Annotated in this window: 25 protein-coding genes and 1 riboswitch; of the genes, 18 read left to right on the top strand and 7 right to left on the bottom strand. The window is 63.2% G+C overall.

The features are described 5' to 3' along the window. Position 1: 1 nt before the first annotated feature. Complete coding sequence (locus tag KI242_RS23155; RefSeq protein WP_041752473.1) at positions 2–664, top strand: class I SAM-dependent methyltransferase; 663 nt, start codon at positions 2–4, stop codon at positions 662–664. 2 nt (positions 665–666) lie between these two features. Here KI242_RS23155 and KI242_RS23150 read toward each other — a convergent pair whose 3' ends face one another. Next, complete coding sequence (locus KI242_RS23150; RefSeq protein WP_123472873.1) at positions 667–1,986, bottom strand: sorbosone dehydrogenase family protein; 1,320 nt, start codon at positions 1,984–1,986, stop codon at positions 667–669. A 70-nt stretch (positions 1,987–2,056) separates the two neighbouring features. Further along, the gene (locus tag KI242_RS23145) at positions 2,057–2,638 is read right to left on the bottom strand and encodes a hypothetical protein (RefSeq protein ID WP_047288455.1); all 582 of its coding nucleotides are present in this window, start codon (positions 2,636–2,638) and stop codon (positions 2,057–2,059) included. Positions 2,639–2,809: 171 nt separating this feature from the next. Then, a riboswitch (cobalamin riboswitch) is annotated at positions 2,810–3,043 on the top strand. A gap of 80 nt (positions 3,044–3,123) precedes the next feature. Between KI242_RS23145 and cobO the strand changes: the two genes are divergently transcribed. The 14 genes from cobO to KI242_RS23080 all read left to right on the top strand — a co-directional run bounded on the left by cobO (position 3,124) and on the right by KI242_RS23080 (position 14,444). After that, entirely contained in the window at positions 3,124–3,735 is a 612-nt protein-coding gene (gene cobO / locus KI242_RS23140) for a cob(I)yrinic acid a,c-diamide adenosyltransferase (RefSeq protein WP_015636640.1), read from the top strand. A 10-nt stretch (positions 3,736–3,745) separates the two neighbouring features. Continuing rightward, positions 3,746–5,086, top strand: a complete 1,341-nt coding sequence (locus tag KI242_RS23135) for a cobyrinate a,c-diamide synthase (RefSeq protein ID WP_077934625.1) — start codon at positions 3,746–3,748, stop codon at positions 5,084–5,086. Then, on the top strand, positions 5,079–5,729 hold the full coding sequence (gene bluB, locus KI242_RS23130; RefSeq protein WP_011062693.1) for a 5,6-dimethylbenzimidazole synthase: 651 nt from the start codon (positions 5,079–5,081) through the stop codon (positions 5,727–5,729). Before KI242_RS23135 ends, bluB begins: the two co-directional genes overlap by 8 nt. After that, the gene (gene cbiB, locus KI242_RS23125) at positions 5,726–6,634 is read left to right on the top strand and encodes an adenosylcobinamide-phosphate synthase CbiB (RefSeq protein WP_015636637.1); all 909 of its coding nucleotides are present in this window, start codon (positions 5,726–5,728) and stop codon (positions 6,632–6,634) included. The genes bluB and cbiB overlap by 4 nt, the downstream gene beginning before the upstream one ends. Continuing rightward, on the top strand, positions 6,627–7,619 hold the full coding sequence (gene cobD / locus KI242_RS23120; RefSeq protein WP_011062691.1) for a threonine-phosphate decarboxylase CobD: 993 nt from the start codon (positions 6,627–6,629) through the stop codon (positions 7,617–7,619). The genes cbiB and cobD overlap by 8 nt, the downstream gene beginning before the upstream one ends. Next, the gene (locus tag KI242_RS23115) at positions 7,616–9,067 is read left to right on the top strand and encodes a cobyric acid synthase (protein ID WP_053153254.1); all 1,452 of its coding nucleotides are present in this window, start codon (positions 7,616–7,618) and stop codon (positions 9,065–9,067) included. The genes cobD and KI242_RS23115 overlap by 4 nt, the downstream gene beginning before the upstream one ends. A 42-nt stretch (positions 9,068–9,109) precedes the next feature. After that, complete coding sequence (cobU, locus tag KI242_RS23110) at positions 9,110–9,631, top strand: bifunctional adenosylcobinamide kinase/adenosylcobinamide-phosphate guanylyltransferase (protein WP_041119473.1); 522 nt, start codon at positions 9,110–9,112, stop codon at positions 9,629–9,631. Then, positions 9,628–10,683, top strand: a complete 1,056-nt coding sequence (gene cobT / locus KI242_RS23105) for a nicotinate-nucleotide--dimethylbenzimidazole phosphoribosyltransferase (RefSeq protein WP_077934624.1) — start codon at positions 9,628–9,630, stop codon at positions 10,681–10,683. The genes cobU and cobT overlap by 4 nt, the downstream gene beginning before the upstream one ends. Continuing rightward, positions 10,680–11,255, top strand: a complete 576-nt coding sequence (gene cobC, locus KI242_RS23100; RefSeq protein WP_077934623.1) for an alpha-ribazole phosphatase family protein — start codon at positions 10,680–10,682, stop codon at positions 11,253–11,255. Before cobT ends, cobC begins: the two co-directional genes overlap by 4 nt. Position 11,256: 1 nt before the next feature. After that, the gene (locus KI242_RS23095) at positions 11,257–11,988 is read left to right on the top strand and encodes an adenosylcobinamide-GDP ribazoletransferase (protein WP_077934622.1); all 732 of its coding nucleotides are present in this window, start codon (positions 11,257–11,259) and stop codon (positions 11,986–11,988) included. 70 nt (positions 11,989–12,058) lie between these two features. Then, entirely contained in the window at positions 12,059–12,463 is a 405-nt protein-coding gene (locus KI242_RS23090) for a MarR family winged helix-turn-helix transcriptional regulator (RefSeq protein ID WP_015636631.1), read from the top strand. A 61-nt stretch (positions 12,464–12,524) separates the two neighbouring features. Then, positions 12,525–13,718: an MFS transporter gene (locus KI242_RS23085; RefSeq protein ID WP_185057806.1), complete on the top strand. Its 1,194-nt coding sequence runs from the start codon at positions 12,525–12,527 to the stop codon at positions 13,716–13,718. Further along, a complete protein-coding gene (locus KI242_RS32020; protein WP_015636629.1) occupies positions 13,715–13,837 on the top strand; it encodes a hypothetical protein in 123 nt (40 codons plus the stop codon). Before KI242_RS23085 ends, KI242_RS32020 begins: the two co-directional genes overlap by 4 nt. Before the next feature lie 55 nt (positions 13,838–13,892). Continuing rightward, a complete protein-coding gene (locus KI242_RS23080; protein WP_015636628.1) occupies positions 13,893–14,444 on the top strand; it encodes a redoxin domain-containing protein in 552 nt (183 codons plus the stop codon). Positions 14,445–14,523: 79 nt separating this feature from the next. On the opposite strand, the gene KI242_RS23075 is transcribed toward KI242_RS23080, so the two are convergent. The 3 genes from KI242_RS23075 to KI242_RS23065 form a co-directional block, all read right to left on the bottom strand. Continuing rightward, positions 14,524–15,804 (bottom strand): outer membrane protein transport protein, encoded by a 1,281-nt coding sequence (locus KI242_RS23075; RefSeq protein WP_011062682.1) that lies wholly within the window; start codon positions 15,802–15,804, stop codon positions 14,524–14,526. A 144-nt stretch (positions 15,805–15,948) separates the two neighbouring features. After that, the gene (locus tag KI242_RS23070) at positions 15,949–16,431 is read right to left on the bottom strand and encodes a hypothetical protein (protein WP_015636627.1); all 483 of its coding nucleotides are present in this window, start codon (positions 16,429–16,431) and stop codon (positions 15,949–15,951) included. Positions 16,432–16,703: 272 nt separating this feature from the next. Continuing rightward, complete coding sequence (locus tag KI242_RS23065; RefSeq protein ID WP_011062680.1) at positions 16,704–16,928, bottom strand: hypothetical protein; 225 nt, start codon at positions 16,926–16,928, stop codon at positions 16,704–16,706. Between the two features lie 876 nt (positions 16,929–17,804). Here KI242_RS23065 and KI242_RS23060 point away from each other — a divergent pair. Beyond that, positions 17,805–18,128, top strand: coding sequence for a sel1 repeat family protein (locus KI242_RS23060; RefSeq protein ID WP_011062679.1), 324 nt, complete (start codon positions 17,805–17,807; stop codon positions 18,126–18,128). 175 nt (positions 18,129–18,303) lie between these two features. Next, positions 18,304–19,671, top strand: coding sequence for a DNA recombination protein RmuC (rmuC, locus tag KI242_RS23055; RefSeq protein ID WP_162865008.1), 1,368 nt, complete (start codon positions 18,304–18,306; stop codon positions 19,669–19,671). Between the two features lie 15 nt (positions 19,672–19,686). Here the strand turns inward: rmuC and KI242_RS23050 are convergent, their stop codons facing one another. Both KI242_RS23050 and KI242_RS23045 read right to left on the bottom strand, forming a co-directional pair. After that, the gene (locus tag KI242_RS23050) at positions 19,687–23,160 is read right to left on the bottom strand and encodes a PAS domain-containing hybrid sensor histidine kinase/response regulator (RefSeq protein WP_011062677.1); all 3,474 of its coding nucleotides are present in this window, start codon (positions 23,158–23,160) and stop codon (positions 19,687–19,689) included. Between the two features lie 133 nt (positions 23,161–23,293). Then, positions 23,294–23,839, bottom strand: coding sequence for a TetR/AcrR family transcriptional regulator (locus KI242_RS23045; protein WP_015636625.1), 546 nt, complete (start codon positions 23,837–23,839; stop codon positions 23,294–23,296). 92 nt (positions 23,840–23,931) lie between these two features. On the opposite strand from KI242_RS23045, the gene KI242_RS23040 reads away from it, so the two are divergent. Further along, positions 23,932–25,137 carry an MFS transporter gene (locus KI242_RS23040; RefSeq protein ID WP_041119467.1) on the top strand — a complete coding sequence of 402 codons (1,206 nt, stop codon included), beginning with the start codon at positions 23,932–23,934 and terminating at the stop codon, positions 25,135–25,137. Positions 25,138–25,173: the final 36 nt, after the last annotated feature.

The following is a 25,173-nucleotide window of genomic DNA, read 5'->3' as shown; positions in this document are numbered from 1 at the left end:
TGTGACCGCTCGGACGCTGAACCTCGACGATGCCCTCTACCATTACCTGCTGGACGTTTCCCTGCGTGAAACGCCCCTGCTGCGTCGTCTGCGGGATGAAACCCAGGCAATGCCCACCGCCCGTTGGCAGGTGGCGCCCGAGCAGGGCCAGTTCCTCGCGTTGCTGGTGAAGTTGACCGGCGCCCGTCGCGTGCTGGAGGTCGGCACCTTCACCGGCTACAGCGCCCTGTGCATGGCCCAGGCGCTGCCTGAAGACGGTTCTCTGATCTGCTGCGACATTCCCGGCGACTACAACGCTACGGCCCTGCGCTACTGGCAGGAGGCGGGGGTGGGCCAGCGCATCGAACTGCGCCTGGCCCCGGCCCTGGATACCCTGGCCAGCCTGGAGCGAGCGGGGCAGCTTGGCTGTTTCGACCTGATCTTCATCGATGCCGACAAGGCCAACTACCCGGCCTACCTGGAGGTCGCGCTGGGCCTGCTGCGCGTTGGCGGGCTGCTGGTGTTCGATAACACCCTGTGGAGCGGGCGCGTGCTGGAGACCGATTCCCTGAGCGAGGATACCCGAGCCATCCAGGCGCTCAATCGCGCCTTGAAGGATGACTCGCGTATCGATCTGTCGCTGCTGCCGCTGGGAGATGGTCTGACGCTGTGCCGCAAGCGTTGAGCCTAGGGGGCTTTGGCGGCGGAGACTCGCCAGATCTTGTTGCCGACATCGTCGGCCACCAATAACCCGCCTTGCTGGTCGATCACCACTCCGACCGGGCGTCCCATGGCCTTCTCGTCGGCATTGAGAAAGCCGCTAAGCACATCGATCGGCGCTCCATTGGGCTTGCCGGCGCTGAATGGCACGAAAATCACCTTGTAGCCGCTATGGGGTTTGCGGTTCCAGGAACCGTGCTGGCCGATGAAGGCGCCTTCGGTGAAGGGGGCGGGGAGCTTGCTGCCGTCGGCGAAGGTCAGCCCCAGCGACGCGGTGTGCGGGCCTACCGCGTAGTCCGGGGCGATGGCCTTGGCCACCAGGTCGAGGTTCTGCGGCTCGACCCGTACATCCACATGTTGCCCGTAGTAGCTGAAGGGCCAGCCATAGAACGCGCCATCCTTGACCGAGGTGATGTAGTCCGGCACTAGGTCGCTGCCGATTTCGTCCCGCTCGTTGACTGCGGTCCAGAGTGCGCCGCTGGCCGGCTCCCAGGCCAGGCCATTGGGGTTGCGCAGGCCGGTGGCGAACAGGCGGTGCTGGCCGCTTTCACGGTCCACCTCCCAGATCGCCGCTCGGCCTTGCTCCTTGTCCAGGCCGTTTTCGCCGACGTTGCTGTTGGAGCCCACGGTGACGTAGAGCTTGCTGCCGTCCTTGCTGGCGCTAACGTTCTTGGTCCAGTGATGGTTGAGGGTGCCGCCGGGCAGGTCGACCACCTTGGTGGCGGCTGCGCTGATCTGGGTGTCGCCGCTCTGATAGGGAAAGCGCAGTAGCTTGTCGGTATCGGCCACATACAGGTCATTGCCCACCAGGGTCATGCCAAAGGGCGAATTGAGGTTCTCCAGAAACACTGTGCGGGTCTCCGCCACACCATCGTGATCCTGGTCCCTTAGCAGGGTGATGCGGTTGGCGCTGGGCACGGCCGCCCCGGCACGGCCCATGATCTTGCCGGCGATCCAGCCGCGAATGCCCTGGCTGTCATCCGGTTTGGGCGGGGCGTTGGTTTCCGCCACCAGCACATCGCCATTGGGCAGGACGTAGAGCCAGCGTGGATGGTCGAGGTTCTCGGCGAAAGCCTTGACTTGGGTGCCGGCCGCGGCCTGGGGTTTTGCACCTTGCGGCCAGCCGATGGCGGGGGCGATGTTGACCGTGGGGATCAGCGTCGGGTTAGGTTCTGGCAGCTTGGGGTTGGGGCCGGTGCCGTCGGATACCTGCAGGCTGGAAGTTTCGCCGCAGGCGGCGAGGCCGGCGGCGATGGCGATCAGTAGGCTGTGCTGAAGCTTGAGCATGCGAATTTCCCTATGAGTGCACGGACGTCGTAGTCATAGAGAAGCATAGCCAGTCGATGGTTCCGCCCGATCAGCGGGCCTCCTTGAAGAGCACGGCGACGCCCGGGTGGTAGTGGCCGGCCTCGTTGTGCAGCTTGCGATAGGCATAGGGGAAGTACCAGGCCACGGCGCAGCAGTGCTCCTTCTGCAGTTCGTCGAGCATGTCCTGGAGCTCTTCCGGCGTAGCGCTGTGCTGGGATTTTTGTGGGGCAACGAACAGGCAACCCAGTCTCAGGTCGCTGGCGTAGCTGATCTTTCTTGCATCCTGGGCAACGTCCAGCAGTGCCTGGGTCAGGTTCAGGCTGTTGACCCTTGGCCAGCGCTGGGTGGCGTGTATGTAGGCGCGCTCTTCCTTGGTGGCCAGGTACAGGTCGGTGCGGGCGTTGCGCGCACCTTCTTCCTGCTGTTTCCTGCTGGGGCTGTGTTCCAGGCTGACCATCTCGGCCATCCAGGCCGCCGCGCTGAGCAGCCCGAGATTGGCCTGCTCGTCGAACCAGTAGGGCGTTTCGTTATCGCCGCGAACCGCGTTGTAGCGATCGATGCAATCGAACCAGCGTTCCAGCATCGGGCGCAGGAATTCCAGCTTCGGATTGCTGATGATCATGCCTTGCATCGAACTTACCCCTTATTGTTGTGTGGTTGGCGCCGGGGGCGCTGAAAAGTGGCTATTTGATATCATTGCTCTGAGTGTGGCACAAGATTGGCGTCAGTTTATTGATGCAGTGCAGTTTTGTGCCGGGGGCGACGGCCGGCTTTAATTGACGCTCCACCCCCAACCCTCTAACCTTCGCGACTTGTTTCAGGTGCTCTGTGGCCGGTGGCCGACAGAGTGAAACAGGGAAGCCGGTCAGGGTCTGTTCCAATGATGGAGCCGACGACGATTCCGGCGCTGCCCCCGCAACGGTAGATGAGTCAAGACTGCGCCTGACGCCACTGTGTCAATGACACGGGAAGGCGCGCAGTCCGGCAGCCATGCCGCTCATGAGCCCGGAGACCGGCCTGATCCATCCAACGGCATCACGGTGGGCGATGCCAGGCTAGCGCCGTCTGTTCCTTTTCCCTGCCCCCCGTTCCCCAGCCCCAACGGAGAGCTGCCCCATGAGTGAATCCCCCGATCGTGACGAGCGCCATCTGGCGCGCATGTTGCGCAAAAAAGCCGTGATCGATGAACGCATTGCCAACTCGCCCAACGAATGCGGCCTGCTGCTGGTATTGACCGGCAACGGCAAGGGCAAGAGCAGCTCGGCCTTCGGCATGCTGGCGCGGTCCATGGGCCACGGTATGCAGTGTGGCGTGGTGCAGTTCATCAAGGGGCGTAACAGCACCGGCGAAGAACTGTTCTTCCGGCGTTTCCCCGAGCAGGTGCGCTTTCACGTGATGGGCGAAGGCTTTACCTGGGAAACCCAGGATCGCCAGCGCGATATTGCTGCGGCTGAAGCCGCCTGGGCGGTTTCCAGGGAGTTGCTGAGCAACCCGGATATTGGCCTGGTGGTGCTCGACGAACTGAACATTGCCCTCAAGCACGGCTACCTGGATCTGGATCAGGTGCTCAGTGACCTGCAGGCACGTCCGCCCATGCAGCATGTGGTAGTGACCGGTCGCGGCGCCAAGCCGGAGATGATCGAGCTGGCCGATACCGTGACCGAGATGGGCATGGTCAAGCACGCCTTCCAGGCCGGGATCAAGGCGCAGAAAGGTGTCGAGCTGTGAGCGTGAATTCATGACTGATGTTCGTCATTGCCCGGCAGTGTTGATCGCCGCACCGGCTTCCGGCCAGGGCAAGACCACGGTGACCGCGGCCCTGGCCCGCTTGCACCGAAACCGGGGGCGCAAGGTCCGGGTTTTCAAGTGCGGCCCGGATTTCCTCGACCCGATGATTCTTGAGCGCGCCAGTGGTGCCGCCGTGTACCAGTTGGACATGTGGATGGTGGGCGAGCAGGAAAGCCGCCGTCTGCTCTGGGAGGCGGCGGGAGAGGCCGACCTGATTCTGATCGAAGGGGTCATGGGCCTGTTCGATGGCACCCCTTCCAGCGCCGATCTGGCGCGGCATTTCGGCGTGCCGGTGCTGGGGGTGATCGATGGCACCGCCATGGCCCAGACCTTCGGCGCCCTGGCTCTGGGCCTGGCGCGCTACCAGCCGGACCTGCCGTTTGCCGGGGTGCTGGCCAACCGGGTTGGTACCCTGCGCCATGCGCAGTTGCTGGAAGGCAGCCTGACGGAAGGCTTGCGCTGGTATGGCGCCTTGTCCCGGGAAACCGATATCGAGCTGCCCAGCCGCCATCTGGGGCTGGTGCAGGCCAGCGAGCTGAATGATCTGGACCTGCGCCTGGATGCCGCCGCCGAGGCCCTGGCCAGCAGTTGCCAGGTGGAACTGCCGCCAGCGGTGAGTTTTGCTTCACCCACGCCGGTGGATTGCGCGCCGCTGCTGAAGGGCGTGCGGATTGCCGTGGCGCGGGACGAGGCGTTTGCCTTCACCTATGGCGCCAGCCTCGATCTGTTGCGAGCCATGGGGGCGCACTTGAGCTTCTTCTCGCCGATCCACGATACCCAACTGCCCGACGCGGACAGCCTGTACCTGCCCGGCGGCTATCCCGAGTTGCACCATCAGGCCCTGGCCCGCAACAGCCGCATGCTGCAGGCCATTCGTGCCCATCACGCGGCCGGCAAGCCGCTGCTCGCCGAGTGCGGCGGCATGCTCTACCTGCTGGACTCCCTGACCGATGTCGAAGGCCAGCGTGCCGAGCTCCTGGGCCTGCTGCCCGGAGATGCGGTAATGCAGAAGCGCCTGGCGGCACTGGCCTTGCAAGCGGTGGAGTTGCCCGAAGGCAATCTGCGCGGCCACACCTATCACCATTCCCTGACCAGCACCGAGCTGCTGCCCATCGCCCGTGGGCTCAGCCCCAACGGCGGGCGCGGCGCGGAAGCGGTGTATCGCCAGGGACGGATGACGGCCTCTTATGTGCACTTCTATTTCCCGTCCAATCCGGCGGCGGTGGCGGCGTTGTTTGCGCCGGGCGCGCCTGTTCAGCCGGTTTTAGCCGAGGGCGTGGCGGGTGAGTGAGCAGGGGTTCTCTGAGGCGCAGCGCGAGGGGGTCTATCGGGCCATCGCTGAGCGCCGCGACATGCGTCATTTCGCGGGTGGCAGTGTCGAGCCGGCAGTGCTGCGGCGCTTGCTGGAAGCAGCGCATCAGGCGCCCAGTGTCGGGTTGATGCAGCCCTGGCGTTTTATTCGCATCAGCGACCGCCTGTTGCGCAAGCACATCCAGCAGTTGGTGGAGGCGGAGCGGGTGCGCACCGCCCAAGCCCTGGGTGAGCGTTCCGACGAGTTCATGAAGCTCAAGGTCGAAGGCATCAGCGATTGTGCCGAGGTGCTGGTGGCCGCCTTGATGGATGACCGCGAACGACACATCTTCGGCCGTCGGACCCTGCCGGAGATGGACCTGGCGTCCCTGTCCTGCGCCATCCAGAACCTGTGGCTGGCGGCCCGCAGCGAAGGCCTGGGAATGGGGTGGGTGTCTTTGTTCGATCCTCAGGCCCTGGCCGATCTGCTGGGGCTGCCGGCAGGTGCCAAGCCCGTGGCCGTGCTGTGCCTGGGCCCGGTCACCGAATTCTACCCGGCGCCGATGCTGGCACTGGAAGGCTGGGCGCAACCGCGGCCGCTGAGTGAGTTGTTGTATGAGAATTACTGGGGAGTGAGTCAATGAGTGTGGCCTTGCTGAGTGTCGCCGGGGTCGCGCTGGATGCGCTGCTGGGCGAACCCAGGCGCTGGCATCCGCTGGTGGCGTTCGGCCGTGTGGCCGATCGTATCGAGCAACGTTTCAACTCCGCCGGCCGTGGCTGGCGCAGCCATGGCGTCACCGCCTGGGTGCTGGCGGTGGTGCCCCTGACCCTGGTGGCCACAGCGCTGTCCTGGTTGCCCTACGTCGGCTGGCTGGTGGAAATCCTGGCGTTGTACTGCGCCTTGGGCCTGCGCAGCCTCGGCGAGCATGTGGAGCCGGTGGCCCAGGCGTTGCGCAGTGACGATCTGGAAGAAGCGCGCCGCCGGGTGGGGTTTCTGGTGAGTCGCCAGACCAGCGAGCTGGACGCCACCGAAGTGGCCCGCGCGGCCACCGAATCGGTGCTGGAAAACGGCAGCGACGCGGTGTTCGCCGCGCTGTTCTGGTTTGCCGTGGCCGGCGCGCCCGGGGTGGTGCTCTACCGTCTGAGCAATACCCTGGATGCGATGTGGGGCTACCGCAACGAGCGCTTCGAACGTTTTGGCTGGGCTGCGGCGAAGATTGACGACCTGCTCAATTACATTCCCGCGCGCCTGGTGGCCCTGACTTACGCCTTGCTGGGCAAGACCCGGCTGGCACTCAAGTGCTGGCACCGCCAGGGCCCGACCTGGGACAGCCCGAATGCTGGCCCGGTGATGGCGGCCGGGGCGGGCGCCCTGGGAGTGGAACTGGGTGGCGCAGCGATTTATCACGGTGAGCTGCATCAGCGCCCGCAACTGGGTGAAGGCGAGCCGGCCAGTGCCGGTTCCATTGATCGTGGCTGGCAGCTGGTGCAGCGGGGTGTCTGGCTGTGGCTGCTGATTCTTTGCCTGGGGGCTGAATTCTATGCTTGAGCACGGCGGACGACTGCGCAAGGCGGCCGAGCAATACGGGATTGCCGAAGATGCCTGGCTGGACTTGTCCAGCGGGTTGGCGCCCTGGCCGTTTCCCCTGCCGCCCATTGCGCTGCGTGCCTGGGCGCGCCTGCCGGAAACCGATGACGGACTGGAACAGGCGGCCCGCGAATACTATGGCGCCAGTGAAGTGCTGCCGGTGGCCGGCTCCCAGGCAGCAATCCAGTTGCTTCCGCGCTTGCGTCGAGCGGGCAAGGTCGGTGTGCTGTCGCCCTGTTATGCCGAGCATGCCGAAGCCTGGCGCCGCAGCGGCTACCGGGTACGCGAAGTGCTGGAGCAGGAAGTGGATTTCTTCCTCGACAGCCTCGATGTGCTGGTGGTGGTCAACCCGAACAACCCTACCGGACTGAGCCTGACCCCGGAGCGCCTGCTGGACTGGCACGCGCGCCTGGCTCAGCGTGGTGGCTGGCTGGTGGTGGATGAAGCCTTCATGGACAACACCCCGCACCTGAGCCTGGCCCGCCACGCCCATCAGGTGGGGCTGATTGTGTTGCGTTCGTTCGGCAAGTTCTTTGGCCTGGCCGGAGTACGCCTGGGTTTTGTCCTGGCCGAGCGCCGGCTGCTCAAACTGCTGGCGGAGCAGGTCGGACCCTGGGCAGTCAGCGGGCCGACCCGGGTGGTGGGGCAGGCCTGCCTGCGCGATACCCAGGGGCACGCCCGGCAAAGGTTGCGCAGCGAAGCGGCGAGCGAGCGTCTGGTTGAAGTCCTCGAGCGCCATGGTCTCAAGCCCCAGGGCGGTTGCGCGCTGTTTCAGTGGCTGATCAGTGCCGAGGCCGAATCGCTTTATCACTTCATGGCGCGCCGCGGCATTCTCCTGCGGCTGTTCACTCATAACAGCAGCCTGCGCTTCGGCCTGCCCGCCGAGGAGGCCGATTGGGATCGCCTGGAACAGGCGCTGCAGGCCTATCGCAAGGAATATCCATGAGCACTCTGATGGTTCAAGGCACCACCTCGGATGCCGGCAAGAGCACCCTGGTGACGGCCCTGTGCCGTTGGCTGCGGCGCCAGGGTGTCAGCGTGGTGCCGTTCAAGCCCCAGAACATGGCCCTCAACAGTGCGGTGACTGCCGATGGCGGCGAGATCGGCAGGGCCCAGGCCGTCCAGGCCCAGGCGGCCAATCTGGCGCCCCACACCGACATGAACCCGGTGCTGCTCAAGCCCAACAGCGATACCGGCTCTCAGGTAATCATTCACGGCCGCGCCGTGACCAGCATGAACGCCGTGGCCTATCACGACTACAAGGCCATCGCCATGCAGGCCGTACTGGCTTCCCATGAGCGCCTGAAAAGCGCTTATCAGGTGGTGATGGTGGAAGGCGCCGGCTCGCCGGCGGAGATCAACCTGCGGGCCGGCGATATTGCCAACATGGGCTTTGCCGAGGCGGTGGACTGCCCGGTGCTGCTGATCGCCGACATCAACCGCGGTGGGGTCTTCGCCCATTTGGTGGGCACCCTGGAACTGCTGTCTCCCAGTGAGCAGGCTCGGGTAAAGGGCTTCATCATCAACCGCTTTCGTGGCGACCTGGCGTTGCTGCAACCGGGCCTGGACTGGCTGGAGGCCCGCACCGGCAAGCCGGTGATCGGCGTGCTGCCCTATGTCCTGGACCTGCACCTGGAAGCCGAGGACGGTATCGACCAACGCCAGGTGGGCAAGGTCGAACAGTTGCTCAAGGTGGTGGTGCCGGTGCTGCCGCGCATCAGCAATCACACGGATTTCGATCCGTTGCGCCTGCATCCTCAGGTCGACTTGCAATTCATCGGCCCCGGCCAGGCGATTCCTGCTGCCGATCTGATCATCCTCCCCGGCTCGAAAAGCGTACGGGGCGATCTGGCCTACCTGCGCAGCAACGGCTGGGATCGGGCGATTGCCCGCCACCTGCGCTACGGCGGCAAAGTGCTGGGCATCTGCGGTGGCCTGCAAATGCTTGGCGAGCAGGTGCATGACCCGCTCGGGCTCGAAGGCGCTGCGGGCTCCAGCCCCGGCCTGGGCCTGCTGGCATTTGAAACCGTGCTCGAAGAAGAGAAACAGCTGCGTAACGTCAGCGGTCGCCTGAGCCTGGAGAATGCCGCGGTCAGTGGTTATGAAATTCACGCCGGGGTCACTCGCGGGCCGGCCCTGGAGCTGGCCGCCGTGCAACTGGACGACGGTCGCAGCGATGGCGCCTGCAGCGCCGACGGGCAGATCCTCGGGACTTACCTGCACGGTCTGTTCGAAACCCCTGCGGCCTGCAGTGCGCTGCTGCGCTGGGCCGGGCTCGAAGCGGTGCAGGAGGTGGATTACCACGCCTTGCGTGAACGCGATATCGAGCGTCTGGCGGACCTGGTGGAGCATCACCTGGACACCGCTGCACTGCGTCGGCTCTGTGGCCTTTGAGCGCTCAACCCAGGCCGTCTTCCCTATCAGAGGTGCCCAAGCATGTTGCAACTGATCCTCGGCGGTGCCCGGTCCGGCAAGAGCCGCCTCGCTGAAAAGCTCGCCGGTGACAGCGCCCTGGCGGTGACCTACATCGCCACCAGCCAGCCCCTGGATGGCGAGATGAATCAACGCATTGCCCATCATCGCGAGCGGCGTCCGGCCCATTGGGGCTTGATCGAGGAGCCGCTGGAGCTGGCCCGGGTGCTGCAGGAATCTGCCGGCGAAGGGCGCTGCCTGCTGGTGGACTGCCTGACCCTGTGGCTGACGAACCTGCTGATGCTTGAGGACCCCGAGCGTCTGGCCGCCGAACGCGAGGCCTTGTTGCATTGCCTGGCGAACTTGCCGGGGGAGATCATTTTTGTCAGCAACGAAACCGGAATGGGTGTCGTGCCGCTGGGCGAATTGACTCGCCGCTATGTGGATGAAGCCGGTTGGCTGCATCAAGCCCTGGCCGAGCGTTGTCAGCGAGTGGTGCTGACGGTCGCCGGCCTGCCCCTGACTTTGAAAGGAACTGCGTTATGAGTAACTCCTGGTGGCTGGAACCGTGCAAGGCAATCGACACCCAGATGGTCGAGCAGGCCCTGGCGCGTCAGCAGCAACTGACCAAGCCGGCCGGCTCTCTCGGGCGCCTGGAGCCACTGGCGGTACGCCTGGCGGGCCTGCAAGGACGGCTCAAGCCCGGCATCGAGCGGCTATGGATCGCCATCTTCGCCGGTGACCATGGGGTGGTGGCCGAGGGCGTTTCCGCCTACCCGCAGGAAGTCACCGGGCAGATGTTGTTGAACTTCGTCAGCGGCGGAGCGGCCATCAGCGTGCTGGCCCGGCAACTGCAGGCGCAACTGGAGGTGGTGGATCTGGGCACAGTGACGCCAGGCTTGAACCTGCCGGGGGTGCGCCACCTGAACCTGGGGGCTGGCACGCAGAATTTTGTCCAGGGGCCGGCCATGACCCATGCACAAGGCGAGCAGGCCCTGCAAGCCGGCCGCGACAGCGCGCTGCGGGCTCATGCCGACGGCGCCCAGCTGTTTATCGGCGGTGAAATGGGTATCGGCAATACCACCGCAGCCAGTGCCATTGCCTGTGCCCTGCTGGGGATTCCAGTGGCACAACTGGCCGGGCCGGGCACCGGCCTGAATGCCGAGGGGGTCAATCACAAGGCGCAGGTTATCGAGCGTGCCCTGGCGCTGCACGATGCCTCTCGCGGCGATGCCTTGCAGACCCTGTTCAACCTGGGTGGCTTTGAAGTGGCGGCGCTGGTGGGGGCTTACCTGGCGTGTGCCCAGGAGGGCATTGCGGTGCTGGTGGACGGTTTCATCTGCAGCGTCGCCGCGTTGGTGGCGGTGCGTCTGAATCCGGCCTGCGCGCCCTGGTTGCTGTTCGCCCACCAGGGCGCCGAGCCCGGGCACCGGCATGTGCTGCAGACCCTGCAAGCCGAACCCTTGCTGGACCTGGGCCTGCGCCTGGGTGAAGGCAGCGGCGCCGCCCTGGCAGTGCCGTTGCTGCGGCTGGCCTGTGACCTGCACGGGCAGATGGCGACTTTCGCCGAAGCAGCGGTGGCGGATCGTCCGGTATGACCTTGCGCCTGGACCTGTTGCGCCACGGTGAAACCGAACTGGGTGGTGGCCTGCGCGGCAGCCTGGACGATGCGTTGACTGCAACGGGCTGGCAACAGATGCGCGAAGCTGTCCAGGGGCGGGGTCCCTGGGACCGGGTACTGAGTTCGCCATTGCAGCGCTGTGCGCGTTTCGCCCAAGAAATGGCGGAGCAGCTGCAGTTGCCGCTGAGCCTCGAGCCTGATCTTCAGGAACTGCACTTTGGCGCCTGGGAAGGGCAGAGCGCGGCGGCGCTGATGGAAACCGACGCCGATGATCTGGGGCGTTTCTGGGCCGATCCCTATGCATTCACCCCGCCTGGGGGCGAGCCGGTAGAGCTGTTCTCCCTGCGGGTGCTGGGGGCGATAGAGCGCTTGTACCAGGCCTGCGCCGGGCAGCGTGTGCTGCTGGTCAGCCATGGCGGGGTCATGCGCTTGCTGCTGGCCCGGGCTCGAGGGCTGCCGCGCCAGCAGTTGTTGAACGTTGAAGTGGGTCATGGCGCGCTGTTTCGTCTGCAGGTCGCCAGCGAAGGCCGGATGAGCGAGGAGGGCTGAGATGTTGCCGTTCTGGATTGCCTTGCAGTTTCTCAGCAGCCTGCCGGTCCGCCTGCCGGGCATGCCTCGGCCTGAAGAGCTGGGCCGCTCGCTGTTGTTCTATCCGTTGGTGGGGCTGCTGTTCGGCGTGCTGTTGTGGGTGCTGAATGCCATGCTGGGCGGTATTCCCCTGTTGCTGCATGCGGCCTTGCTGCTGACCGCCTGGGTCCTGCTCAGCGGTGGTCTGCACCTGGATGGCCTGGCGGACAGTGCCGATGCCTGGCTGGGGGGCTTTGGCGATCGAGAGCGGACCCTGAGCATCATGAAGGACCCCCGTAGTGGTCCGATCGCCGTGGTGACCCTGGTGCTGGTGCTGCTGCTCAAGTTCACCGCCCTGGTGGCGCTGATCGAACAGCAGCAGGGCTTTGCCTTGTTGCTGGCGCCGCTGATCGGCCGCGGGGCATTGCTGGGCCTGTTTCTCTGCACGCCTTATGTGCGTGCCGGTGGGCTGGGGCAGGCGCTGGCTGACCACCTGCCACGTGTGGCCGGGCGGCAAGTGCTGGGCTTGAGCGTACTGGCCTGTTTGCTGCTGGGAGGCTACAGCGGGTTATGGGCAGTGCTGCTGGCCACTGTGCTGTTCTTCTGGCTGCGGCAAGTGATGATGCGGCGCCTGGGTGGTACCACTGGAGACACTGCCGGGGCTGTGCTTGAACTGTTGGAAACTGCCGTATTGCTCGGGGTGGCGCTGTTTTGAGTGGAGCACGGGATTGACGATTTTCATGAAAAATCTTGCCTTGGAATAATCACGGGTATATACACGCATCATGCTTCCCTCTCAGTGTTTGTGCACCAACCTGCGTCGCGCCGCCCGTGGCGTCAGCAGGTACTACGACGGCGCCCTTGATGGCTTCGGGATCAACGTTGCCCAGTATTCTCTGCTGAACAACCTGTTGCGCCTTGATCAGCCAAGCATTTCCAGCCTGGCGGAAGCCATGGGGCTGGATCGCAGCACGCTCGGGCGCAATGTGCGGGTCCTGGAAGCTGCAGGGCTGGTGCGCCTGCAGGAAGGCGACGATCAGCGAAACCGGCTGGTGCTGTTGACCGAGGCCGGGCATGAGCGGCTGGTGGCGGCCTTGCCTGCGTGGGAAGCGGCTCAGCAGCGGTTGATCGATCGCCTGGGTGTGGAAAAGCGTGAAACCTTGTTGGCCTTGCTGAACGAACTGTCTTGAGCGCCTTTCGTTCGACTATAAGCGGGTATATACCCGTAACTGGAGAATAAAAATGTCATCGATTTGGCGTACCAGCGGATGGGTGCTTCTCGGCAGCGCATTGATCCTGGCCTTGTCGCTGGGGATCAGGCATGGCTTCGGCCTGTTCCTGCCGCCCATGAGCGCGCAGTTTGGCTGGGGGCGCGAAGTCTTCGCCTTCGCCATTGCCCTGCAGAACCTGATCTGGGGGCTGGCCCAGCCTTTTACCGGAGCCTTGGCCGATCGTTTTGGTGCGGCGAAAGTGGTGCTGGTGGGTGGCGTGCTGTACGCGGTCGGGCTGGTGTTCATGGGGCTGTCGGATTCGGCCCTGACCCTGTCCCTGAGTGCCGGGCTGCTGATCGGCATAGGTCTGTCGGGTACGTCCTTCTCGGTAATTCTCGGTGTTGTCGGCCGCGCCTTGCCGCCGGAAAAACGCAGCATGGGCATGGGGATTGCCAGTGCGGCAGGTTCCTTCGGCCAATTTGCCATGCTCCCCGGAACCCTGGGGCTGATCGGCTGGCTGGGCTGGTCTACGGCGCTGCTGGTGCTGGGCTTGCTGGTGGCCTTGATCGTGCCATTGGTGAGCATGCTCAAGGACAAACCGCTGCCGGCGCTGGGACATGAGCAGAGCCTCATGGAGGCCTTGCGTGAAGCCTGTTCCCATTCAGGGTTCTGGCTGTTGGCATTCGGCTTTTTCGTCTGTGGCTTCCAGGTGGTGTTCATCGGCGTGCACTTGCCGGCGTATCTGGTGGACCAGCACTTGCCGGCGACCGTGGGCACCACGGTGCTGGCCCTGATTGGCCTGTTCAATATCTTTGGTACCTATACCGCCGGCTGGCTGGGTGGGCGGATGTCCAAGCCGCGCCTGCTGACGGGCCTGTATATGCTACGGGCGGTGGTGATCGGGCTGTTCCTGTGGTTGCCGGTGACTCAGGCCAGCGCCTATCTGTTCGGCATGGCCATGGGCTTTCTCTGGCTGTCCACCGTGCCTTTGACCAACGGCACCGTGGCCACCTTGTTTGGCGTGCGCAACCTGTCCATGCTCGGCGGCATTGTGTTCCTGTTCCACCAATTGGGGTCTTTCCTTGGTGGTTGGCTGGGGGGCGTGGTGTATGACCGTACCGGGAGCTACGACTTGATCTGGCAGGTGGCGATTCTCCTTAGTCTGTTGGCTGCGGCACTGAACTGGCCGGTGCGCGAGCGGCCGGTGGCGCGTTTGCAGGCCAGCGCGGCATGAACCGCTGGCTGCTGCGCGGTGCCGGCCTGGGCCTCGGCATTCTATTGTTGCTGCTGGCCTGGTGGGGCTGGCACCGGGGCGGCCTGGCGCTGATGCAGCTGGGCATGGGCGCTTGCTAGGGGAGCGAGGGGGCGAGTAACGTCGTAGCCCGACACTTTGACAAGGATTCTGGACATGGCTATGCGCTGGTTTGCGGTTCCAGCTTTACTCGCGACCTTGGCCGGCTCGGCATGGGCGGCGGACTGTCCGCCCCTGTTGCAGGGTTCCTTGCCCAAATTGCACGCCAAGGAATCCATCGACTTGTGCCAGCGCTTTGCCGGCAAGCCGCTGGTGGTGGTCAATACGGCGAGCTTCTGCGGGTTTGCTCCGCAATTCAAAGGCCTTGAGGCGCTGTACCAGCGTTACAAGGATCAAGGGCTGGAAGTGGTGGGCGTGCCCTCCAATGACTTCAAGCAAGAGTCCAAGGATGGCGCGGAGACTGCCAAGGTCTGCTACGTCAATTACGGCGTGACCTTCACCATGACCGAGCCACAGAAGGTTCGGGGGGCGGATGCGGTGCACCTGTTCAAGGTGCTGGCGCAGCAGAGTAGCGCGCCGAAGTGGAATTTCTATAAATACGTGGTGGATCGCCAGGGCAATGTGATTGCCAACTTTTCCAGCCTGACCAAACCGGACAATCCGGAATTCATCGAAGCGGTGGAGAAGGCATTGGCGTCGAAATCCTGAGAAAGCCTATTCATTAGCCAATAAAAAACCCGCATCTGCGGGTTTTTTATTGGTTTGAAACTGCGCGGCCTAGAGTTCGTTAGAACTTGTAGGTGGCGCCCAGGCCGTAGCCCCATGCGCTGTTCTGGTAAGTAGCGCTGTAGGCATTGCCTTTGCCGGTTCTGTTGACGTTGACGTCTTCTTCCTTCAGGTAGGAAACCGCCAGGTCCAGAGTCAGGTCTTCAGTCGGGCTGTAGCCGGCACCGAAGCTGATGGCCTTACGGTCACCGGTAGGGATACGTACGGAACGGTCGGTGTTGTTGGTTGGCGCCTGGTCAACCGAGAGGCCGCTGCGCAGAACCCACTCTTTGTTGACCTTGTAGGAAACACCAACAGCCGAGGCCCAGGTGTCGTGCCAGTTCTGTGGCTCGGTGATGGTGCCGATCGGGCCCCTGGAACCGCCAAGCAGGGCAGGAACACCTTCGTTGTTCACGGTGATGTCTTTCAGGCGGCTCCAGCGAGTCCAGGTGCTACCTGCGTAGACGGTCCACTGGTCATCCAGTTTCTGGGTGACAGAGAAGTCGACGACTTCCGGAGTAGTGATGTCCAGCGAGGCGTCGTAACGGCCGCCATTGAACGGACCGAAGCCCGGGCCGGCGATGTTGGTGTGGCCTTCCAGCTTGTACTTGACCTTCGAGTGGTAGGTCAGGCCCAGGCGAGTAGTGTCGGTAGGCTGGACGATGATGCCGACGTTGTAGCCGATGGCGGTATCGTCACCCTTGATCTTCACGCTGCCATCATTGCGGCCGAAGAGCGCAGGGTTTGGAAACGGAGTCGCGGAAGTCAGTTCACCGCTCAGGCGGTTGATGGTCGGGCCGAAGCCGATCGACACCATGTCATTGAAGGCATAGCTGACGGTCGGTTGCAGGGTGACGACCTTGACTACGCTCTTGTCGCCGTAATAGCGGCTGGCAGAAGTGGACTCATAGTTGGTAACCAGGCCGAAGGGGGCATAGGCGCCCAGACCCAATGCCCAGCCGTTGCCCAGTTGTTTGACGAAGAACCCCATAGGAACGCTGGTGAACGGAACCATGTCGCCGTCGCTGGTGCCGCCGGGTGGGCCTCCCTTGACGTTTTTCAGGTTGGTCTTGGCATCGATTGCCGCTACGCCGACAGTTACCTGGTCACGTTGCAGCAGGGACATGCCGGCAGGGTTACCGTAAACGGTGCTGGCATCTTCGGCAGAAGAGGAACGACCCGCGAAGCCGGTACCCATGCCGCTGATGCTTTGTTCGTTAAGAGCAAAACCGCTGGCGAAAAGTTGGGTAGAGGCAAGTGCAACCGCGAGACTTATGGTGGATTTGAGCATTACTTTTTTCATTATTAGAACTCCTGGTGATCACCGAGGCGAAAATTACCAACATTTCGATCTCGGCGCTATAGGCTGCAACAGTTGATTTAGAGCGGTTTTGTAGGACAATCCGACCAAAATCGGCTTCTTTCTCCGATTTTGCAAAAGTCGTTGTCAGCAGGCGACCTGGTTTAACGGTGCAATGCAGGTCTGCCAGGCGCAGGCGAAATCTCTTAAACGTCCTTGTGGTTGAAAGGTCTTCCTCCAGATGCGGGCCATGCCGAGCAGGTCGTCGGCAGCGGGGAGCGGCGTGTGTTGTTCTTCCACCAGCAACCAGGCAATGGCGGTGGCGTAACGCAGGTTGACGGTCAGTTCCAGGTGCGGCCCGCTGAGGAACGCATGCTGGCTGGCGAGCCCGCGAACCAGGCTGGCCCGTTCCGGATCCAGTGCCAGGTACTGGTCCCAGAGGGCTTGATGGCGCAATTCGGTGATGCGGTAGAGGCCGTGGCCACGACGATCGTGCAGGGCTGAGCCCAGCGCCGATTGGCTGGCGGCAATGCCCAGCAGCAGGACTTCAGCGGTTTTGCTATGGCTGCCCAGGTACATCAGCGTCGGGCGGATCACATAGCGGCACAACTCGCTGGCGGCGATACCCATAAAGCCCTCGAAGTGTGAAATGGCCGGCGAAACCTGAAGGGCGCTTGGCAGCAAAAAAGGATCAGGTTTGCCGGAAGCGGTTCAGGCCGCTTGAGTTGAAGTGTAGTGTCATATCTGTGCTGTAAAGGACTGTTTTTAAAATATTTCCGTCCTCTTGTTATAAGCCTTATATCGATTGGTACTTTGCTCTGTAGGGTAAATGGGCGAATTGCAGGCAATAAAAAGCCCCGCGATCAGGCGAGGCTTTTCAGGGTTTTCAGCAGTTCGGCGTATCAGGCAACCAGGGCCTGGCGCGCACGTTCGATCACTGCCTGCAGCGGTTCGGCGCTGGAATACTGGTCGGGATACAGGCGTTCGCTGTGACGGGCGATCCCATGTTCGTTGACCAGAGTGAAGCTGAAGCAACCTTTGCGAGCGGCCATGATCAGGCAGTTCAACGGTGCAAAGGCGTGGGTTAGGGTGCGAATGGCATCCTGAGTCTGGATTTGAGTAGACATAATTATTAGGTGTTCCTACAAATGACACGGTTAAGAACCGTGCAACGTTAAAACGTTCCAGTAAACGTCGACCAGCATTGGTCAAACGAAGAACCTGACTGGAACAAAGCAGCCAGTTGCAGCGCGTTGATTGGTTGCGCTAGGGCTGGCAGGTAGGTACTTAGGAGGGCAGGCAACACAGCAAGGGCAAAGGTTCGGGGCCCAGGGTGGAGATCCTGATCAATTTGCAGGTTGGTTCGGTCAGAGTAAATGGCTCGAGCACTGCCGTTGAATTCGTATCAAGGGCGATAGGGTGAGCTTTACCTGGAAACCATCGAGGTGGTCGGTCCTTGGTGTTCGACGTTGTGCTCGGTTGGAGACGCTGTCGATGGGACTTGTTCGACCAGAATTGACTTTCAGCTTGGTACTAACGGCGAGGATTCTATTGGGTTGAACGACATAATGCAAGTGTGCTAGGAAAAAACTTTCAGAAGAGGCCAGAGGCTCAAGCATCAGCTGTGTAACCGTTGCTGTTGTGGCGTGTACGAAAACAGTGCGTTACCGGCGTTAATCTGCGCAAGGTTGTGCACACTTGTTGCGCAGCGTGTCACCCCGTTGTCACCTTCCCCAACGCCCGCCCCTTAGCCTGTCTCGAGAATTTAAGTCAATGATAAACATCGCTTTTTTTTACTGGTGAAAAAATCGTCAGTTTGACTGCAAGGCCCGTCTCATGGGGCTTTGGGAGGGTTGTGGAGGGGTTGTCCACTGAGTTATCCACAGCTTCTGTGGATTGTCCCAAGCGCTTGCTCTAGGACGGGCGTGCTGGCTCTTTTAGGCTTTACCCGGGCGAAAAAAGGAGTAGAGTGGCGCGCCTTCCGATCTGCCCCACAGTGCTTTATGAAGTTTCGCTCCGTATCACCTTCTGTTACCGCGACCCCTGCCAGTGTTACCGAACCCAAGCGGTTTTCCCTGCGCGTTGCTCTCTGGCTGTTGGACAGCCCGCGCCTTGGTCACAACCCCAACGTCAAGCATTTTGCTGGACGCCTGCTCAAGCAGCCGGCCCGGGAAGGCGTGGTCGCGGCGCAGAGTCGCCTGGGCCAGTTGATGTGCCGCGAATGCGGCAACGCCCGTGATCGTCGCATCGGCCATGACCTGTTGCGCCAGGCTGCCCGTGCCGGCGACCGCCGTGCGCAACTGGAGCTGGGCCGGATCGAAGACTGAGCTGTCCAACACTCGGACGCTTGGTTAACCTTCATTTCTTCTTTCTACGGCAGGAATCGCTATGGCTATGGACGTGACCAGCTTGCTGCTTGGCCTGGCGGGAGCGGCGCTGCCGCTACTGGTTCTGGCCTGGCAACTGCAACGTCGGGCCAGTTCCAGCCAGACTGAGCTGAGCCTGCTGGAAGAGCGCCTGGCCACGGCCCAATTGGCCCAGGAGGGGTTGGCAGCACAGTTGGATGCCAGCCGCGATGAAGTCAGCGACCTGAGCCAGGCCAATGCTCTGAAGCAGGCGGACCTGGCAGCCCTGCGCCGCGAGGTCGAATTGCTGCAGATCGAGCGCGATAACGCCCGTGATGCCGCCCACGCCTGGAACCTGGAACGAGCCGCCAAAGAAAACGAATTGCGCCGGCTGGATGCCCTGGCGGCGTCCTTGAATGCCGAGCTTCGTGAGCAGCAGGACAGCCACCAGCAGCGCCTGACCGATCTGCAAGGCTCGCGGGATGAGTTGCGCGCCCAGTTCGCCGAGCTGGCGGGGAAGATCTTCGATGAGCGCGAACAGCGTTTCGCCGAGACCAGCCAGCAGCGCCTTGGGCAGTTGCTGGACCCGCTCAAGGAGCGTATCCAGTCCTTCGAGAAGCGGGTCGAGGAAAGCTATCAGGCCGAAGCCCGGGAGCGCTTCTCCCTGGCCAAGGAGCTGGAGCGCCTGCAACAGCTGAACCTGCGCCTGAGCGATGAGGCCACCAACCTGACCCGTGCCCTCAAGGGCCAGAAGACTCAGGGCAACTGGGGCGAGCTGATTCTGGAGCGAGTGCTGGAGCACGCCGGCCTGGAAAAGGGCCGCGAGTATCAGACTCAGGTCAGCCTCAAGGGCCCGGATGGCGAGCGCTTCCAGCCTGACGTGCTGATCATGTTGCCGGGTGACAAGCAGGTGGTAGTGGATTCCAAGGTCAGCCTCACGGCTTACCAGCAATACGTCGGTAGCGACGATCCGCAGGTCGCCCAGGCGGCCCTGAAACAGCACGTGCTGTCCTTGCGCAATCACGTCAAAGGTCTGGCCGGCAAGGATTACAAGCGCCTTGAAGGCTTGCACAGCCTCGATTTCGTGCTGCTGTTCGTGCCCATCGAGGCAGCGTTTTCCGCGGCTCTGCAGGCCGAGCCGAATCTGTTCCAGGAAGCCTTTGACCGGCATATCGTGATCGTCAGCCCAACCACGTTGCTGGCCACCTTGCGGGTGATCGACAGCTTGTGGAAGCAGGAACGCCAGAGCCAGAATGCCCGGGAGATCGCTGAGCGCGCCGGCTGGCTGTACGACAAGTTCGTGCTGTTTATCCAGGACCTGGATGAAGTGGGCAATCGCCTGCAACAACTGGACAAGGCCTACGCCGCTGCGCGTAACAAGCTGACTGAAGGGCGTGGCAACCTGGTCAGCCGTAGCGAGCAGCTCAAGCTGCTTGGCGCCCGGGCCAGCAAGAGCTTGCCGGCGGACTTGCTGGAGCGGGCCATGACCGACGCCGAAGGACGCGAGCTGGAATTGCCGGAGTAATCCGCCAAAGGCCCGTCAGCCCAGGGGCAGGTGCCGGCTCAGCAGGGCGCGCAAGGCCGCCGGCTTCACCGGCTTGGCCAGATAGTCCAGGCCCGCTGCATGGACCTGGGCGACCATTTCAGGGCGCCCATCGGCACTGATCACGACCCCCGGTACCGGCTCGCCCAGTTGCGTGCGCAGCCAGGCCATGACCTCGGTTCCGGTCTCGCCGTTATCCAGGTGGTAGTCCACCAGGGCCAGTTGCGGGCGGATGCCTTCTTTGAGCAGCGCCGCGCATTCCTCGCGGTTGCGGGCGGTCCAGACCTGGCAGCCCCAGCGGGTGAGCAGGCTGTTCATGCCGATCAGAATGCTGTCTTCATTATCGACGCAGAGCACTTGCCCGCCATTGAGGGACTGGCCGTTGAGCTCGGCTGCCTTGCCTGGAGCCACCACGCTGCTGCGGGCCAGGGGCACGCTGACGCTGAATACGCTGCCTTTGCCGGGCCAGGAACGTACCTGCAACGGATGGCCGAGCACCCGGCACAGGCCATCGGCAATCGCCAGGCCCAGGCCCAGGCCTTTCTCGGCGCGGGTCTGGTGGCTGTCCAGGCGCTTGAACTCCTCGAAGATCACCTGCTGTTTGTCCTGGGGAATACCCGGCCCCCGGTCCCAGACTTCCAGGCTCAACGTTTCACCACGGCGGCGCACTCCCAGCAAAACGGGGCCCTTGGCGTAACGGAAGGCATTGGTCAGAAAGTTCTGCAGCACCCGACGTAGCAGCTTGCTGTCGCTGTCGATGCGCAGATGGCTGCCGCGCACCCGGAACTGCAAGCCCTGTTCCTGGGCCAGGGCCTTGAATTCGGCTCCCAGGGTGTCGAACAGTTCGTTGAGGGCAAAGGGCTTGCGATCAGGGGTGATCTTGCCGTTTTCCAGGCGCGAGATGTCCAGCAGGTCGCTGATCAGGTCCTCGGCGGAGCGCAACGAACTGTCCAGATGCTGCACCAGTTGCTGGGCTTCGGCGGACAGGCCGTCGTCCTGGTGGGACAGTGCCGCGGAGAACAGGCGCGCGGCGTTCAGCGGTTGCATCAGATCGTGGCTGACCGCGGCCAGAAAACGCGTCTTCGACTGGTTGGCCGCTTCCGCCGTGCCCTTGGCCTCAGTCAGTGCTGCGTTGAGTTGCGACAGTTCGTGGGTACGCTCAGCCACTCTTTGTTCCAGCCCTTCATTGGCCTCGGTGAGGGCCTGCTCGGCTTCGCGGAACGGGGTGATGTCGGTGAAGCTCATGACAAAGCCGCCGCCGGGCATGGGGTTGCCGATCAGTTCGATGACCCGGCCATTGGGGAACAGCCGCTCGGAAGTATGAGCTCGACCCTGGCGCATCCAGTGCAGGCGCCGGGCCACATGGACTTCTGCCTCGCCAGGTCCGCACAGGCCGCGCTCGGCATTGTGACGAATGATGTCGGCAATTGGCCGGCCCACGCTGATCAGCCCATCGGGGTAGTTGAACAGCTCCAGATAGCGGCGGTTCCAGGCCACCAGCTTCAGCGACTGATCGACCACGCTGATGCCCTGGGTAATGTTTTCAATCGCCCCTTGCAGCAGGGCCCGGTTGAACTGCAGCACCTCGGAGGCTTCGTCGGCGATGCGCACCACGTCTTCGAGCTGCATCTCCCGGCCTTCAATGGCGGCCTTGACCACCGCGCGGGTGGAAGAGGCGCCGAGCACACCGGCCAGCAGGCGCTCGGTATGGGCGATCCACTCGCCGTCGGCATTCTGGTTCGGGTTGAAGCCTTTGCCCTGACGATAGGCGAAGCGGATGAAGCTCTGGCGCGCACGTTCCTCACCGACAAAACGCGCGGCCAGTTTCAGCAGATCGTCGATCTGTACCGCCAGCATCGAGCGGGAGCTGAGGCGGCCGCTGATTTCCTGGCCGATGAAGCGTCCGGCCTGCCAGTGCTCGGAGACTCGGGTGCGCGAGAGCACCGAAACCCAGGCGAACAGGGTGAAGTTGCCCGCCAGGGACAGCACTACGCCTTGGGTCAGCGGGGTGATCGGCAGGTTCAGCGGATTGCCGTGCAGCCAGGCCAGGCCGGGGAAACTGCTCAGGGACCAGCCCAGGCTGTGGGCGGCGATGGGCAGGATCAGGGTGTAGAACCAGATGAAGGTGCCGGCAGCCAGGCCGGCGAATACACCGCGGCGGTTGGCCTGTTTCCAGTACAGCGCGCCGAGCATGGCCGGTGCCAGTTGGGTCACGGCGGCGAAGGCGATCTGGCCGATGGTGGCCAGGCTGGCGGTGGAGCCCAGCAGGCGATAGCTGACGTAGGCCAGCAACAGGATGACCACGATGCTCACCCGGCGCACCGAGAGCATCCAGTGGCGGAAGACTTCGAACGGCCGCTCGGCATTCTTGTGGCGCAACAGCCAGGGCAGCAGCATGTCGTTGGAGACCATGGTGGACAGCGCCACGCTGGCGACGATCACCATGCCGGTGGCCGCCGAGGCACCGCCGATGAATGCCAGCAGAGCCAGGGCGGGGTGGGCCTGGGCCAGGGGCAGGCTGATGACGAAGGAGTCCGGCAATACGCTGCTGGGCAGGAGCATCTGCCCGGCGAGGGCGATGGGCACCACGAACAGCGCGGCGAGGGCCAGGTACGCCGGGAACACCCATTTGGCCAGGCGCAGATCCTGGGGTTCGATGTTTTCCACCACGGTGACGTGGAACTGCCGCGGCAGGCAGATGATCGCCATCATCGCCACCCCGGTCTGCACCACCATCGACGGCCAGTTGATGGTTTCCTTCCAGTACTGCTCCAGGCGCGGAGCCAGCATGGCCTGGTTGAACAGGTCGTCGAAGCCGTCATAGAGGCCGAAGGTGACGAAGGCGCCGACGGCGAGAAAGGCAAACAGCTTGACCAGGGATTCGAAGGCAATCGCCAGTACCATGCCGCGGTGGTGCTCGGTGGCATCGAGGTTGCGGGTCCCGAAGACGATGGTGAACAGGGCCAGGATCAGCGACACGATCAGCGCCGTGTCCTGGGCGCGGGTGCCCATGGCGTCTGCACCGGCACCGATCAGCAGGTTGACCCCAAGCACGATGCCCTTGAGCTGCAGGGCGATGTAGGGCAGTACCCCCACCAGGCAGATCAGTGCCACCACCACCGCCAGCGACTGGGATTTGCCATAGCGGGCAGCAATGAAGTCGGCGATCGAGGTGATGTTCTCCTGCTTGCTGATCATCACCATCTTCTGCAGCACCCAGGGGGCGAACACCAGCAGCAGGATGGGGCCGAGGTAGATCGGCAGGAAGGCCCAGAGCTGCTCGGCCGCCTGGCCCACCGCGCCAAAGAAGGTCCAGCTGGTGCAGTAGACCGCCAGCGACAGGCTGTATACCCAGGCCCGCACCCGCGGCGGAAGTGGCGCGCTGCGGCGGTCACCGTAGAAGGCGATGGCGAACATGATGGCCATATAGGCCAGGGCAACGGCGGCGATCAGCCCGCTGGACAACGACATGGAAACTCCGGAACAAAGACACCGGGCACCTCAGCCCGGCCAGACAGTCTGGCACGATGTTGGATTGGCGTCAGTGTCGACCAAGGTATCAGCGCGGCCTGATGTCGCAGGGCTGAGCCGAGGCGGGGAAGGGCTACGGCTGCAGAGCGATCTCGATCAGTTCATGGAGTTCCTGAACCGGCAGTGGCGTGGCGGAGAACAGGATGCGAAACACTGTCGGTGCTACCAGCAGGTTCAGCAGGCGGTCGATGTCCGGCAGGTGTTCCGTGTGGCCCTGATAGCGCTCGAGGATGCACTGCAACTGCCCGCTGAGGATGGTCACGCAATAGCCCGGGGTCGCGCTGCATTGCACATCGCGCATCATGTTGCGCCCGGGCTCCGAGCTCATTTCGTCCAGATACTGTTCGGCCCAGGCCCGCAGGTCGCCGCGCAGGCTGCCGGTATTGGCCGGTTCGCTGTCCGGACGCATTCGTTCCAGGGCGACATCGGCCAGCAGGGCCGACAGGTCGCCCCAGCGCCGGTAGATGGTCGACGGAGTGACGCCTGCTCGGGCGGCGATCTGCGGCACGGTGAGGGACGAGCGATCCTGCTCTTCAAGGAGCTCGCGGACCGCGGTGTGAATGGATTCCTGGACCCGGGCGCTACGGCCGCCGGGGCGCAAACCTTCTTTGATAGCCATGGGGCGGCACCTTAACACAAAGAATTTGCTTTAAGCATTGGCGGGTAGCACACTGCACAAAAGCAAAATATTAGCTTTAGTGGAGCGAGCTTATGTCTGGTGCTATCGACACTTGCGTGTCCAACCGTCGCAGTCTGGTGTTTCTGGCTATTACCCTGTTGAGTTTTCTGGCTGCCTCCAGCGTACCGACCCCGCTGTACCACCTGTATCAGGAAAACCTGCACTTTTCCCCGGCGGTGCTGACCCTGATATTCGGGGTCTACGCGATGAGCCTGCTGGCGGCTCTGCTGACCGTAGGGTCGCTGTCGGATCACCTGGGGCGGCGACCGGTGATTTTTGTCGCCTTACTGCTCAATATCCTGGCGATGTTGCTGTTCATCAATGAAAGCGGAGTGCAGTGGCTGATTGCCGCGCGGGTGATGCAAGGCTTTGCCACCGGCATGGCCACCAGTGTGCTGGGGGCGGCCCTGCTGGATACCGATCGCCAGCAGGGGCCGTTGGTCAGTAGCGTTGCTCCGCTATTGGGCATGGCCTGTGGAGCCATGGGGGCCAGCCTGTTGGTGGAGTTTGCGCCCTGGCCGCTGCAATTGAGCTACTGGCTGCTGCTCGGGGTGTTCGTGCTCCAGGCCGGGTATGTCTGGCGCTTGCCGGAAAGTGTCAGCCCGCAACCCGGTGCCTGGGCGTCGCTGAAACCCACGCTGCATGTGCCGGTGCAAGCGCGGCGCGCGTTATGGCTGGCCTTGCCGGTGGACGTGGCGGTGTGGGCGGTGGGCGGCTTTTATCTGTCGCTGGCGCCTTCGCTGGTCCGTGCGGCGACCGGCTCTACCTCGAACCTGATCGGCGGTGGCCTGGTGGCGGTGCTGACACTCAGCGGCGCGCTGATGATCTATTCCCTGCGTCAGCATCCTGCAGACAGGGTGCTGCGCCTGGGCGCCGGGATGCTGGCGGCGGGAGTGATGTTGATCCTTGCTGCGGTGCATAGCGCCAGCCTGCTGTTGTTCTTCTTTGGCACCTTGGTGCTGGGCAGCGGCTTTGGCGCCGGTTTTCTCGGTGCGCTGCGCAGTGTGGTACCACTGGCCCTGCCTCATGAGCGTGCGGGCCTGATGTCGGCGTTTTATGTGCTGAGCTACCTGGCCTTTTGCCTGCCGGCGTTGTTGGCTGGCAACCTGACCCGCAGCTTCGGCCTGATCGCTACTACTGACGGCTATGGTGCGGTACTGGTTCTCTTGTCCCTCGGGGCGCTGCTGGCCCTGATACGCCAGCGCCCGGTGGCGGCGTGTGGGGCGTCGGGGCTTTGAGCCCCAGGCGTCAAGGGCTGCGGGATTGTGCCTGGG

This window comes from Pseudomonas sp. Eqa60, assembly GCF_018326405.1.
Classification (GTDB): Bacteria; Pseudomonadota; Gammaproteobacteria; order Pseudomonadales; family Pseudomonadaceae; genus Aquipseudomonas; species Aquipseudomonas protegens.
Note: the sequence above shows the minus strand (reverse complement) of the source record. Positions and strands in the feature narration are given on the sequence as shown.